General features: G+C 38.9%; 11 protein-coding genes and 3 pseudogenes. 3 read left to right on the top strand and 11 right to left on the bottom strand.

All coding sequences use genetic code 11. The features are described from left to right. The first annotated feature begins 345 nt into the window (after window positions 1-345). Entirely contained in the window at window positions 346-1131 is a 786-nt protein-coding gene (locus JOC74_RS07885) for an SDR family oxidoreductase (RefSeq protein ID WP_053604060.1), read from the top strand. Between the two features lie 103 nt (window positions 1132-1234). Here JOC74_RS07885 and JOC74_RS23435 read toward each other — a convergent pair. The 5 genes and pseudogenes from JOC74_RS23435 to desA all read right to left on the bottom strand — a co-directional run. Continuing rightward, window positions 1235-1594, bottom strand: a pseudogene (locus JOC74_RS23435) (IS4 family transposase); the annotation flags it as partial. A gap of 299 nt (window positions 1595-1893) precedes the next feature. Then, the gene (locus JOC74_RS07890) at window positions 1894-2238 is read right to left on the bottom strand and encodes a GNAT family N-acetyltransferase (protein WP_225970221.1); all 345 of its coding nucleotides are present in this window, start codon (window positions 2236-2238) and stop codon (window positions 1894-1896) included. A 212-nt stretch (window positions 2239-2450) separates the two neighbouring features. Beyond that, window positions 2451-2820: pseudogene (locus JOC74_RS07895) on the bottom strand (DUF6262 family protein). After that, window positions 2813-2992 carry a hypothetical protein gene (locus JOC74_RS23440; protein ID WP_225970222.1) on the bottom strand — a complete coding sequence of 60 codons (180 nt, stop codon included), beginning with the start codon at window positions 2990-2992 and terminating at the stop codon, window positions 2813-2815. The pseudogene JOC74_RS07895 and the gene JOC74_RS23440 overlap by 8 nt, the downstream one beginning before the upstream one ends. A gap of 186 nt (window positions 2993-3178) precedes the next feature. Continuing rightward, entirely contained in the window at window positions 3179-4231 is a 1053-nt protein-coding gene (gene desA / locus JOC74_RS07905; RefSeq protein ID WP_053604062.1) for a Delta(5) desaturase DesA, read from the bottom strand. A gap of 882 nt (window positions 4232-5113) precedes the next feature. Here desA and JOC74_RS07910 point away from each other — a divergent pair. Next, a complete protein-coding gene (locus tag JOC74_RS07910) occupies window positions 5114-5317 on the top strand; it encodes a cold-shock protein (RefSeq protein ID WP_053604063.1) in 204 nt (67 codons plus the stop codon). Between the two features lie 279 nt (window positions 5318-5596). On the opposite strand, the pseudogene JOC74_RS07915 reads toward JOC74_RS07910, so the two are convergent. Continuing rightward, window positions 5597-5799, bottom strand: a pseudogene (locus JOC74_RS07915) (cold-inducible protein YdjO-related protein). A 186-nt stretch (window positions 5800-5985) separates the two neighbouring features. Between JOC74_RS07915 and cshA the strand changes: the two are divergent. Then, window positions 5986-7386 carry a degradosome RNA helicase CshA gene (gene cshA, locus JOC74_RS07920; protein WP_053606102.1) on the top strand — a complete coding sequence of 467 codons (1401 nt, stop codon included), beginning with the start codon at window positions 5986-5988 and terminating at the stop codon, window positions 7384-7386. A gap of 596 nt (window positions 7387-7982) precedes the next feature. Here cshA and JOC74_RS07925 read toward each other — a convergent pair. The 5 genes from JOC74_RS07925 to sufD all read right to left on the bottom strand — a co-directional run bounded on the left by JOC74_RS07925 (window position 7983) and on the right by sufD (window position 13607). Further along, complete coding sequence (locus JOC74_RS07925; protein WP_053604064.1) at window positions 7983-8183, bottom strand: cold-shock protein; 201 nt, start codon at window positions 8181-8183, stop codon at window positions 7983-7985. A gap of 1034 nt (window positions 8184-9217) precedes the next feature. Then, complete coding sequence (gene sufB, locus JOC74_RS07930) at window positions 9218-10615, bottom strand: Fe-S cluster assembly protein SufB (protein ID WP_053604066.1); 1398 nt, start codon at window positions 10613-10615, stop codon at window positions 9218-9220. A 16-nt stretch (window positions 10616-10631) separates the two neighbouring features. Further along, complete coding sequence (gene sufU, locus JOC74_RS07935; RefSeq protein ID WP_053604067.1) at window positions 10632-11084, bottom strand: Fe-S cluster assembly sulfur transfer protein SufU; 453 nt, start codon at window positions 11082-11084, stop codon at window positions 10632-10634. After that, window positions 11074-12294, bottom strand: coding sequence for a cysteine desulfurase SufS (sufS, locus tag JOC74_RS07940; protein WP_053604068.1), 1221 nt, complete (start codon window positions 12292-12294; stop codon window positions 11074-11076). The genes sufU and sufS overlap by 11 nt, the downstream gene beginning before the upstream one ends. Continuing rightward, window positions 12294-13607: a Fe-S cluster assembly protein SufD gene (gene sufD, locus JOC74_RS07945; protein ID WP_053604069.1), complete on the bottom strand. Its 1314-nt coding sequence runs from the start codon at window positions 13605-13607 to the stop codon at window positions 12294-12296. The genes sufS and sufD overlap by 1 nt, the downstream gene beginning before the upstream one ends. Window positions 13608-13621: the final 14 nt, after the last annotated feature.

Genomic DNA, 13621 nt, shown 5'->3' on the forward strand with positions numbered 1-13621 from the left:
TTCCCGTCCTGATGTACTGAACAATAAAAGTCCCACCGAATATACCAATAGCGAGAATTGCCAGTATGATAAGGGTAAGGGCAATATTCAATTTTTTCATTTCCTTCCCCTTTTCTTTTTTGCTAAATATGTAATGAACTGATTACTTACATTATCTTTTCCGTTTCTGTTTCCATTTTAACAAAATTTTCCGATTTTTATTATGATCCGGTCAATTTTTCATTTCTTTACTACCGTCACCGGCTTATGGACTGGAAACACGGTTGTTTAACTTATCTATCAAAGGGAAGACAAACAAAGGGAAGACAAAATCTAGTGACTTTTCAAATACAGGAGGCGTATCAATTGGCAAAAACAATTTTTATTACTGGTGCAGCGACCGGACTTGGTAAAGGAACAGCGATCGGATTGGCAAAGAAAGGACACCGTGTGATTGCACCGGTGGAAATCAATGCACAGGTCACGTCGCTTCGGGAAGATGCCAGTGCAGCAGGTGTGGAACTCGAAGTATTTAAGATGGATATCCGTAATCCAGAAGACAGAAGCCAGATGGCTGAATATGATTTTGATATATTTGTCGCCAATGCGGCAATCAATGAAGGCGGTCCGCTTGGTGAAGTGCCGATGTCAATTTTCCGTGACATCTTTGAAGTGAATGTTTTCAGCACACTGGAAACCGCCCAGATTGCGGCTCGGAAGTTCGTCCAAAAAGGCGAAGGGAAAATCATTTTCATGTCTTCAATGGCTGGCATTATGACTTCCCCTTACAGCGGCCTCTACGCAGCTTCCAAGCATGCAATTGAAGCAATGGCGAAAACAATGCAAAAAGAACTGGAACAGTTTGATGTTAAAGTAGCGACTATTAATCCGGGACCGTTTGCGACCGGCTTCAACGATCGTGCCGTTGAGGCTAAGTGGAAATGGTTTAATGAAGAAATCCATTATTCACCGGCCGATGAAATGAAGGAAATCGACAAAGGAATGGCCAACCAGTTCGATCCACAGGAAATGATCGATAAAATGGTCGAAGTCATCCCACTCGATTCTCATAAATTCCGTACCGTCTATCCGCCAAAAACAGAAGAACAAATGAAAGAACAGGAAAGAGAGAGCTGGGAAAAAGAAATATAAATGGAAAAGGTGTCAGACACCACGTGCAGGAAATATTCCTGCGATGTCTGGCATCTTTTTTGTGCCACAACCAATCAGTTTTCCGTTGCCGGCTGCCTGGCTTCCGCCCGAACTGAGAAGCGTAATGATGAGAAAGAACCTTAGAGGTATTCAACTTTTGATTAATCAAACAGGTTAACACCTGATGTAAAATCTTTACAGGAGAAGGATTAAATCGTTGATTGAGTCCTTCAGGACTTATCAAGACTCCCGTTGAAGATTCTAGACAACTACATAACTGTGTTAGGGACATACTTGCTACTTTTTGGCTTAACCACACGCACAACGCAATTAAATCTTAGGCTTGGAACTTACTCGTCCTTTGAACAAAACCTACCTTTTTGGCCAACTGATGAAGAGCTTATGGAGACAGATATCGTTGCAATTCCTGTGAAAAGAGGGTAAGTTCGTCTAAAACTTTCACGATACATAAAAAACACCTTCCTTTCCATCATATTACAGAAAGAATAGCGTTTTTTTTCGTTTTTGGGGTAATGATTTGCACTAACTTGATGGGCATGTGGCGGTACCCCTACTATAAAATGTCTTAAGTTATGTTATCAAGACCTAAATCGCAGAAAGTCATAAAAACTAAAGGGCGATACATATTAGTCATGTATAATATGTATCGCCCTTTTACTTCTTGCTCAATACTCGTGCTCCTTTAACTGAAGAATGTTCATCTGTATTTTATGTAATAATCTGACTCAACTAAAATGGCACTTAGACCTTTTCCCATCCCATTAAAAACTCTTCCTCGTCAGTCTGTTCATCGAATAATTCTTCTTTTATTACAAAGCCATTTCTCAAATAAAAATTAACGGCTTTGTTATTTTTCTTGTACACTTTCAGTTGTATATTTTCCCTTCGTCCTTTTATAAAGTTTAATAATCTTCTTCCGTATCCTTCACCTTGGTGTTTAACATCAATAAACAATGCAGCCATATAATTATCTACCATTGAAATGAAGCCCACAACTTCTTTTTCATTGCTTAGAACATAGGTTTTAGACATTGGAATAACATTGGAATATACTTTTCTTTCATCTCCTTTCGCTGTGATTTCCAATAATCCTTATCAATAAAATCATGTGCGATTAAGGAACCTTCGTACCATATTTCTATTAATTTATTAATTTCTGTTTTTTATTCACTATAATGTTCACGTTATCACCCTCTTAAAATATAGTACGTATAAATCATTATTCAAAATAAGTTTAGTCCAATACGCTTTATTCTACTAAAGGACCGTTTGTTGAACATGCAGGTAACGGTGTTCACTTAGATTTTTTTATAAACTTCTGCATAAGCAAATTTTAACTGCTCACGTAGTTCTTTATTTTCTACATCTAATTTCTTAATTTTACGTTTTAAAGATACTATAATTGCATCTTTATTATTCTCATCAATCTCACGTTTTACCTGTTTTGGAGTTTGAACTTGGGTTTGCTGCTCTCGTAACGATTCAATTCGTTCTCGTATTTCTTGCTTGTTATATAAAGTAGCTTTGCTAATTCCTGCTTCCTCTGCAACACTATTAAAGTTAATGTTATCATTGGCTTTGAATCGCATCATCAACCGTTTTACGAGTCTTTGCTTTTCTTGCTTCATGCACTTGTTTCAAATGCTCTCTGCGATCATATTTAGCCATTTAAATCACCTTGCTTTTGTTTTACACGTTCTAATCGACCAAAAATTATGTTACCTTGCTTGATGGTGTTTAGGATATCTTCATATCTCTTTAAATTAGTACGATTCTTTTCCGCAGTGTCATAACGTCCGCGCTCCTCCAGTACTTTTATCATCTTTGCAGTCGTTTTCATATGTAGTTCATATTTTTGTACATCTAGCTCTGAAAAACCGACCGCAAGATCCTTACATGGACTACCACCATTGCACGTCCCATAAAATCGAACCTGGAACAGGGAGTTTCTATAGAGCATACGAGGAAGAAATAAACGAATCCAGGTGTTTTTTATTAGAATTGAATGATTTTATCGTATGGATATTCAATTTTTATCGAGTTTTGGTCTTTTGTTATTTAACTTCATACGCGTATTTTTATTGTCTACTAGATGCTTAATTTCTTTGAAGCTTACAAAACTTTTATTTTGTTGATCAAAAAGCCGAAAACGAAGGGATTTCAGGCTTGTTCTTAGTGTAATTGTTGTCGCTTTGTGCAACGGTGGCGTATATTCATGAGCTTTCTCTAAATTGTAGTTTGGCACTCTAGGAGCCAAATGATGTACATGGTGAAAACCAATATTACCAGTCACCCATTGTAGAACTTTAGGGAGCTTGTAATAGGAGCTACCATCAACTGCAGCCTTCACGTAATCCCACTCTTTATCGTTCTCAAAATAGGAATCCTCAAATTGATGCTGTACGTAAAATAGCCAAATTCCAAGTGATCCTGCTACAAAAAGGATGGGAGTTTGAACTAGCAGAAAAGCTTGCCAACCAATAGCCCAACACAAAAGTGCATACACCGCAACAATTGAGAAATTGGTCAAATACGTGTTTAAACGTTCCTTACGTTTCGCGTCTTTTCGATTCAATCGATTAGAAACTAAGAACAGATAGATGGGACCTAATCCAAACATAACAATTGGATTGCGGTAAACTCGGTAGGCTAACCGGCTCCAGGAGGAAGCTGCAATATACTCATCAACTGTCATGACCCACACATCACCAGTTCCTCGTTTGTCTAAGTTGCTGCTCGTGGCATGATGTATCGAGTGGCTTCGTTTCCACTGTTCATACGGAAACATTATTATGACCCCACTGATTGTACCAAGGATATTATTCGCTTTTCGGCTTTTGAAAAATGATTGATGACAACAATCATGGAAAATAATGAAGCTTCGCACGACGAACCCGGCTGTAACAATAGCTAATAGCAGTGTTAGCCAATAAGAAACCGACAAACTCTGATAAGCTAGAAACCAAAGTAGTAAAAACGGAAGGAATGTATTTATCAATTGCTTTATACTTGATTTCGTATTGGGTTTTTCAAAAGGTGCTACATTTTTTCTTAATTCAGTCGTTTTTTGTTTGCTCATGTGTTCCTCCTTAAATCTTTACCGTGTTTAATATTCAACTCTTCTTTATATTTATAGTAGACCATAGTAACTGATAATAAAAGATATAAACGTCAAGTAACTAGTATGACAACTGTCATACATAGGTGGATGTATTTTTTAATGAAAGGAAAAGGATGTGGAGAAAAATTCATTTTCATTAAAGTACTAGCACTATTTCAGTCATAGATATTTAAAAGTGCTCATAAACGTGTATCTTTCCAACAGGTTTTGAGCCACTACTTTTTAAATATAATGCGAACAAAAAACTTCCTCTCTATGATGACTAGGATAAGGTAGTTTCTTCAGAGCTATGAATTTTCAACTGTCGTTCATTTTGTGATGAAAACTTTTTAACCATTTCATCATGTTACGCTCCGAAGTTCTTGACATTTTATGAGTATCTTCATCATTCACGCATACTCACGTACCAGTTGCCCTTGTCATCTTCATTTAATCTATATACCTTATCGGTTGTTTCTACTATCTGTATAAAAGTCTCCATCCTTCAGTCCTAAACAATCCCCCCTATACCATGTATATACCCGGTATTATTACCCGAACTATCAATTTTATAAAAAATTTCATATACGCAAAAATGATGAAAGGCAAATGAAATTATTTACTATTAGTAGATTTAAATTCGTCCTTTTCTAAACAAGGTTTTTACACTTTAAAGATTTATCTACTTTCCTGGATTTGCTATATTCAGTTCTATATGTTATGCTTAACTTAATTATTTTTGTTCGGTGTAAGATTGTGAGAATAGAAATCTCTTCAATAGAAAATTTTTATCTTGAGATAGTATAGTTGAACAAGGGTAGTAATACAAGTGTGGGGCATCCCACAACAGGAGGTAATATTATGGAACAAGGTACAGTGAAATGGTTTAATGCAGACAAAGGATTCGGTTTTATCGAGCAAGAAGGTGGAGACGATGTATTCGTACATTTCAGCTCTATTCAAGGCGAAGGCTTTAAATCATTAGACGAAGGTCAAAAAGTAACGTTTGATATTGAACAAGGGCAACGTGGCCTACAAGCTGCTAACGTTCATAAAGTAGCATAATCAGAGTAAAAAAGACTCCATCTGGGAGTCTTTTTTACTCTTGATTTCACTAGCTAGAAAAAAACATATGATATCTACTTTTAAAATCTCGGTATAATAAAAAAAACCAGAGTTTTAAGTCTGGTTTTTGGACAAAACAAATGGAACAAGGTATGGACTAGTTATATCATACATTAGAAATATAAAGCAAATATGGCTTGTTTGTTTGGTAAGAAGTTTAAATTCAGTTAAAAAAGTGCCAGAAGTTCTTTAAGGATTTATACAAAAGGCGGGCATAAATTATTTTGGATGGGGATTAGGAGACGCATCTAAAAGCCGTTCTCCAGATCTCATTTTATGGTCACACAAAGGACACTTTTGATGGTTTTGATAAGAGAAATTTTTTCTCATCCAACCATTCCACTCTTCTGATTCGCATTCCCAAATCTCTATTCGTTCTCTAGTAAGGGCTCTTGATTTTTCTTCCTATGGTTATAATACAGAATTTATAAATACACGTAAGCGTGGATAAAATAAGGTTTGAATTCGTCTTGGACAGATACCTTAAAACAAGATGTTCGTTGATAGTAACATTGATTTACAATACGCAGGAATGAATAAGCAACACCTCTGTTTGAAGAGTACTTTTCTCATTTCTGAATTTAAGTAAGAGAAGGAGCATGAAACATTTGAAAAATTTTTCCGATTTTCATTTAAGTAAGGACATTGAAAAGGCCGTTCATAACTTGGGTTTTGAAGAGGCTACGCCGATTCAGGCTGAAGCTATTCCGATAGCTATGACGGGTAAAGATCTAATTGGACAGGCTCAAACAGGCACTGGAAAGACAACAGCTTTTGGTATACCCCTTATAGAGCGAGTTGAGCTTGGTGCTAAAACGATTCAGGGAATCGTTTTAGCACCGACACGTGAACTGGCGATTCAAGTAGCTGAGGAGTTAAATCGAATTGGACAGGTAAAAGGAGTTCAAACGTTACCTATTTATGGGGGACAGGATATTAGTCGCCAAATCAAGGCGCTTAAGAAAAGACCACATATTATCTCAGCAACGCCAGGCCGTCTTATGGACCATATAAAAAGAAGAACCATTCGTTTAAATCATATTCGTACGGCAGTTCTAGATGAAGCAGATGAGATGTTAAACATGGGCTTTATTGAAGATATCCAAACGATTCTTGGTGGTATCTCTTCTCCCCATCAAACCTTATTATTTTCAGCAACCATGTCCAAGCAAGTACAAAGTTTAGCACAGAAATTTATGAACACTCCTGAACTCGTGAAAGTAAAAGCGAAGGGGTTAACGGTAAAGAACATTGAGCAACAGTATGTGGAAATTCCAGAAAATAGAAAATTTGATGTTCTTTGTAATCTTTTAGATCTTCAATCACCAGACCTTGCTATTGTGTTTGGACGCACAAAAAAACGGGTGGATGAACTTGCCGAAGGGCTGAAAAAACGTGGGTATGCAGCAGAAGGCATTCATGGAGATCTTACACAATCAAAACGGGCCGATGTGATTCGTCAATTCAAGGAGCATACTATTGAGATTATGGTCGCAACCGACGTTGCAGCAAGAGGACTTGATATTACAGGTGTTAGCCACGTCTATAATTTTGATATTCCTCAGGATCCTGAAAGCTATGTTCATCGTATTGGTCGAACAGGGCGGGCAGGTACTAAGGGATTGGCGGTTACCTTTATAACCTCGAGAGAACGTCATCACTTAAAAGTAATTGAAGATGTCACGAAAACAAGCATGTCTAGACAATCACCTCCCACTTCTAGTGAAGTAATGGCAGGAAATCAGGAAGCAATCGTTCACCGTGTTTTGACCGCCATCGACAAAAGAGAGTTAGGGGAATATAAACCTACGGCGGAAAAGTTATTAGAAGAAGTGGATTCTGTTACCTTATTGTCAGCCACTTTAAAGCTCTTAACAAAAGAATCGAATATGACTCCTGTTCAATTAACTGAAGTGCCACCACTTCGTAATAGAAAGGCAAAAACAGAACGCAAGAGAAGTAGAGGCAGAAAAGAAGCTGCAGGCCGTAAAAAGACTTATAGAAGATAAGCCTTTATTGTTTTATGACTATATACTTTCCTAGTAGGTATCGATCTTGATCGCTCCGTAAAGTGTCAAAAACAACGAACCTTTTCTGGACCAACTATCGAAGAAAGATTGCTTACTTTTTGAACACATCTATCGGAAGAAAACCTACACGGATTGATGTAAGCCTTTCTCAGCTCTACTATAAGAATACGGTAACTTAAATGGTTAATCCTTATGATTAGGGAGAACTAAACAACATCAGGCGAAAGAACGAAATAAAATAAAGAAACGTGTGAGATTTAAATTGTGTCTCACAATAAATAAAATTAAAAGTTTTATTATGTCTGATACTCGAGAGGATGATGGCTATGAGCGCGGAAATATTTCGTAATGGGGAAATAGTAAATATAAGAGGATCGAATGAATTAGTAACAGTCTTAAAAAGTCATTATGTAAAAAATATGAAAAGATACTCTTATGTAGTCAATAAATATCCCAGTACTTTTTTCTTTGAAGAAGAATTAATGAAACATGAAAAATAGTGAATAAGGTTGATATAAAAATCTTTTTAAGTAAAAACAGACTCTGGAAATAGAGTCTGTTTTTATTAGGGTCTCTTATGCTTTACGTACGTTTGTCGCTTGTGGGCCACGTTGGCCTTGTTCAATATCAAACGTTACTTTTTGACCTTCGTCTAATGATTTAAAGCCTTCGCCTTGAATAGAGCTGAAATGTACGAATACATCGTCTCCGCCTTCAACTTCGATAAAACCGAATCCTTTGTCTGCATTAAACCATTTCACTGTACCTTGTTCCATAATATTGCCTCCTAGAATATAAAAAATACACCAGATTATAAGCCAAAGGCCGGGTTTATATTTATCTCCGTAAACATTCTCTGATGGAAATAAATCAGGAACCAAAATATTTATAGTTTCGGACGGATGCCTGGAGCGCTAGAAAACATGTATCAGCTGCGGAAAATCCAGAAAGTTTTCCGAAAGAATTAATGGCAGCCGGGTATAACCTAGATGATTTGGACGAGTGGATTTTAACGATTGAAACGCAGGTTACTTCAAGTGGTCGGTCGTTTAAATTATGACACATTTGCGAAGGTATGAGAAAATGAAAGTGTATGTAGTCCTTCATCAAGAAAATCAAAATAGCAGTTTTTTTCGTAGTGACAAAACTAAAATCGGTTCCATGCTTGGGAAAATTTGTTCATTTTCGCCATAGATGAACGAAAGCGAGCCCCCGTAAGGGAATACTCGCTTTTTATTTTTTGGGACTGCAAAATCATTATCCCATAAAAGATGACATTGCGAAACATCGGGAGGAATCGGGGAAGAGAGTCAGACAAAGAAAGATTACCTGTTTCAGCTTGACTCTTCCATGTATAAAGTAAATCGATTGGATAAGAATCAGGAGTAACATCAATTTCATTTGCGCATCTCCCACAGAGCCAAATACCATTTTTCACATTTTTTCTTTCTTCTTTTGTCATATAATGAAGAAAGACTTGAAGGAAAAGTATGATTTTCCTGAAACCGTCTATGACCCAAAGGGAAAGCCTTATCCTGCCAAGTTAGAAACCTATTATTATGATCTGCTGTTCGATTATAAAATTAATTGGGATTGCAGCCTAAAAGAGTCTGCCTATCGAAGGTAGGGATATTTATGACCAATTCATCCAATAATCGAGATCGTTACTCTGGGTGATTGCACAATTACAAGGCTTAAATAGTAGCCTGGGTACTCCTTTAGTAGTATTCAGCCTTCCCCCTGCAGGAAAGAAGATAGCAAAATAAAAAAGATTCGGCAGGATTTCCCGCCGAACCTTTGTAAGTCTGAATTATCCAATTGAACCTTCCATTTCGAACTTGATCAGACGGTTCATTTCGACTGCATATTCCATTGGAAGTTCTTTTGTGAATGGTTCGATAAAGCCCATGACGATCATTTCTGTGGCTTCTTCTTCTGAGATTCCGCGGCTCATCAAGTAGAAGAGCTGTTCTTCAGAGACTTTAGAAACCTTCGCTTCGTGCTCTAGAGAAATGTTGTCGTTCAAAATTTCGTTATATGGGATTGTATCAGATGTTGATTTGTTATCCATAATCAACGTATCACATTCAATGTTTGAGCGGGCGCCTTCCGCTTTTCTTCCGAAGTGGACGATTCCGCGGTAGGTTACTTTTCCGCCTTGTTTTGAAATAGATTTAGACACGATGGTTGATGATGTGTTTGGAGCCAAATGAATCATTTTCGCTCCCGCATCCTGATGCTGCCCTTTACCTGCAAGAGCGATACTTAGCGTCATACCGCGAGCGCCTTCGCCTTTTAGAATAACGGCAGGGTATTTCATTGTTAATTTACTTCCAATATTGCCGTCGATCCATTCCATCGTTGCTCCTGCTTCGCAGACCGCACGCTTTGTCACCAGATTAAAGACATTGTTTGCCCAGTTTTGAATTGTCGTGTAACGGCAGTATCCACCTTTTTTCACAACAATTTCAACAACAGCACTGTGAAGAGAGTTTGTTGTATAAACAGGGGCTGTACAGCCTTCAACGTAATGCACGGAAGCTTCTTCATCCACGATAATCAGCGTTCTCTCAAACTGACCCATGTTCTCTGAGTTAATGCGGAAGTAAGCTTGAAGCGGCGTCTCCACCTTTACACCTTTTGGTACATAGATGAAAGATCCTCCTGACCAAACAGCTGAGTTCAGAGCAGAAAATTTATTGTCAGTTGGCGGAATCGTTTTTGCCCAGTGCTCACGGAAAATATCTTCATTTTCTCTTAGTGCGCTGTCTGTGTCTTTAAAAACGATACCTTGGGATTCAAGATCCTCTTGCATATTGTGGTAAACAACCTCTGATTCATATTGTGCAGATACACCAGCCAAGTATTTTTGCTCAGCTTCTGGAATCCCCAGCTTGTCAAAGGTTTGTTTAATTTCTTCAGGTACTTCATCCCAAGATCTTTCTGAGCGTTCAGAAGGCTTGACGTAATAAGTGATCTCATCAAAGTTAAGAGCGTTTAAATCTCCGCCCCATTGAGGCATCGGCATTTCATAAAAGTGCTCTAATGATTTCAAACGGAAATCGAGCATCCACTTAGGTTCATCTTTCATACGTGAAATTTCTTGAACGATTTCTTTCGTTAGCCCTCGTTCTGAACGGAAAATGGAAACGTCTCTGTCGGCAAAACCATACTTGTATTCACCAATTTCAGGCATTTTTTTAGCCATCCATTTTCACTCCTTTTTATGATTTGTCGCCAGCGTTTTCATCTGTGGCGACTCCTTTTTCAAGTGCTTTCCAAGACAATGTGGCACATTTGATTCTTGCAGGAAACTTGGATACTCCTTGCAATGCTTCAATATCTCCAAGGTCAATTGAATCGTCGTATTCATTTCCCTGCATCATATCAGAAAAAATCTTCGACATATTGAGGGCTGTCTCTATATCTTTCCCCTTAATCGCCTGGGTCATCATACTTGCAGATGCCATGGAGATTGAGCAGCCTTCACCCTCAAATTTCGCATCATCTACTTTTCCGTCTTCAACCTTCATAGTAAGGCGAATACGGTCTCCACAGGTAGGATTGTTCATGTCGACAACAATGCTGTCGTTTAAAACCCCTCTATTTCTAGGGTTTTTGTAATGATCCATGATGACCTGCCTGTAAAGTGTATCTAAATTTGAATTAAAAGACATTTGTGAAATACTCCTTTGTCTTTTGTAATCCAGAAATCAATTTATCAATTTCTTCCTCTGTGTTGTACAGATAGAAGCTGGCTCGTGCAGTTGCTGAAACATTCAACCATTTCATCAATGGCTGTGCACAGTGATGGCCTGCTCTTACAGCTATTCCGTCCCCGTCTAATACGGTTGCAACATCATGGGGATGAACATCCTCTAAATTAAAGGTGACGATTCCTGCTCGATGTTCTGGACCGTACACGGTAACTCCCTCAAATTGCGAGAAACGCTCAAGTGCATATACGGCAAGCTTATGCTCGTGCTCGCTGATTTCATCAAGACCAACCTCTTCAAGGAAATCGATGGCTGCTCCAAGTCCGATGGCTCCGGCGATGATCGGTGTACCGGCCTCGAATTTCCACGGAAGTTCCTTCCAGGTAGATTCGTACAAACCGACAAAATCAATCATTTCTCCGCCGAATTCAACAGGCTCCATGCTTTCAAGCAGGTGCTTCTTGCCATACAGAGCTCCGATGCCGGTAGGGCCGCACATTTTGTGGGCAGAAAGCGCAAAGAAATCACAGTCAAGATCTTGAACATCTACCTTCATATGCGGAGTGCTTTGAGCTCCGTCAACTACTACAACCGCACCATGTGCATGGGCAATTTCAGTAATTTCCTTGATCGGATTAATCGTTCCGAGTACGTTTGATACATGGGTGACAGATACAATTTTCGTATTCGCTGTTACTGTTAGTTTAACATCTTCAATTGAAATTGTACCGTCTTTTTGAAGTGGGATATATTTCAAAGTAGCTCCGGTTGCCTTTGCCGCTTGCTGCCAAGGGATAATATTTGAATGATGCTCCATTGGAGTAATTACAATTTCATCCCCCGGCTTCAGATTGGCTCTCGCATAGCTCTGGGCTACCATGTTTAAGGCGGTTGAAGTTCCTCGGGTAAAAATAATTTCCTGCATTGAGACAGCATTGATAAATTTTCTTACTTTATCACGTGCCCCTTCATATTGATCAGTCGCCTTCGTGCCTAGCGTGTGGACACCTCTGTGCACGTTTGAATTGTAAGAACGATAATAATGGTCGATGGCTTCTATTACAGCCCGGGGTTTCTGAGATGTAGCCGAACTGTCTAGATACACTAGGTCATTCCCATTAACTTGCTGATGAAGGATTGGAAACTGCTCCCGGATTTCCGCCGTATTCATTATCTCACTTTCCTTTCAATTACAGAGACAAGCTGTGTTTTGACCTGTTCAATTGGAAGTGCCTTTACGACAGGTGCCAAAAAGCCGTGAATGACTAAACGTTCTGCTTCTGTTTTTGGAATCCCCCGGCTCATCAAATAGTAGAGCTGAATCGGGTCTACGCGACCAACAGATGCAGCATGTCCCGCTGTTACGTCATCTTCATCAATCAAAAGAATCGGGTTGGCATCGCCTCTGGCTTTTTCACTGAGCATTAACACACGAGATTCTTGCTCTGCATTGGATTTTGAAGCTCCGTGTTCAATCTTTCCGATTCCGTTAAAAATGGATGATGCCGCATCCTTCATAACGCCATGCTTTAAAATATATCCTTCAGAATGCTTGCCATAATGGACAATGCTTGTCGTGAAATTTTCTTTTTGGTTCCCTCTTCCGACGACGACTGTTTTCAAATCACCGATTGTTCCGTCGCCTAAAAGATTAGTCCGATTGTCCGAAATGGTGTCTCCGTCATTCATTAAACCAAGTGCCCATTCGATTTTGCTGTCCCGTCCTTTGGCAACACCACGTCGATTGACATACGTAGTAACACCTTCAGACAAATAGTCAACTGCTCCGTAGGATACCTTGGCATTGGCACCTGTAATGACCTCGGAGATGATGTTGAACACTGCCGATTTTGGATTGACAGTGCTGATATAGTTTTCGACATAAGTGACCGCACTATTGTCTTCAGCAACGATAAGAACGTGATTAAACAATGTTGTGTCAAGACTTTCATGTGTGAAAACTGCTTGAACAGGCTCTTTTATCTCTACATTTTTTGGTACATAAAGAAAGACTCCGCCGTTCATTAATGCAGCGTGAAGAGCTGTTAATTTATGTTCATCGGCTTTGACGCCGTCTTTCATATAATATTTTTCTACCAAGTCGCTGTTCTCACGAGCTGCAGATTGAATATCCTTGAAGATTACACCTTGTTCTTCATACTCTTTTGGAAGAGATACGTAAGACGTGGTATTGTCTCTTTGGATAAATAGGATGCTGTTTTTATTATCCACATCGACCAAGGAACGGATATCATCCGGCAGGTCTTGCAGAGATTCCAGTGCAGCTCCTTCTGATTCATGCTTGTCAAAGCTTGTGAAATTCCAGCTTTTAATATTGGTTTTATCCGGCTTTGGCATTGGCAGATGTTCCGCATCAGCAAGTGCACGTAAACGGAAATCCGTAAGCCAAGCAGGCTCTTGGTGTTTTTCAGAATATCCTTTAATATATGCCTGATCGACTGATTGCTTGGTTTCTGATGTCATGATAATCCCCCTAA

It is taken from the genome of Bacillus capparidis, from assembly GCF_017832095.1.
Classification (GTDB): Bacteria; Bacillota; Bacilli; order Bacillales; family Bacillaceae; genus Bacillus; species Bacillus gobiensis.

Bases quoted from the DNA above. Each gene is read 5' to 3' on its own strand.
- sufU (WP_053604067.1), bottom strand. From the start codon at position 11,084: ATGTCTTTTAATTCAAATTTAGATACACTTTACAGGCAGGTCATCATG.
- sufB (WP_053604066.1), bottom strand. From the start codon at position 10,615: ATGGCTAAAAAAATGCCTGAAATTGGTGAATACAAGTATGGTTTTGCC.
- sufD (WP_053604069.1), bottom strand. From the start codon at position 13,607: ATGACATCAGAAACCAAGCAATCAGTCGATCAGGCATATATTAAAGGA.
- JOC74_RS07910 (WP_053604063.1), top strand. From the start codon at position 5,114: ATGGAACAAGGTACAGTGAAATGGTTTAATGCAGACAAAGGATTCGGT.
- JOC74_RS07925 (WP_053604064.1), bottom strand. From the start codon at position 8,183: ATGGAACAAGGTACAGTGAAATGGTTTAATGCAGACAAAGGATTCGGT.
- sufS (WP_053604068.1), bottom strand. From the start codon at position 12,294: ATGAATACGGCGGAAATCCGGGAGCAGTTTCCAATCCTTCATCAGCAA.
- desA (WP_053604062.1), bottom strand. From the start codon at position 4,231: ATGAGCAAACAAAAAACGACTGAATTAAGAAAAAATGTAGCACCTTTT.
- JOC74_RS23440 (WP_225970222.1), bottom strand. From the start codon at position 2,992: ATGAAAACGACTGCAAAGATGATAAAAGTACTGGAGGAGCGCGGACGT.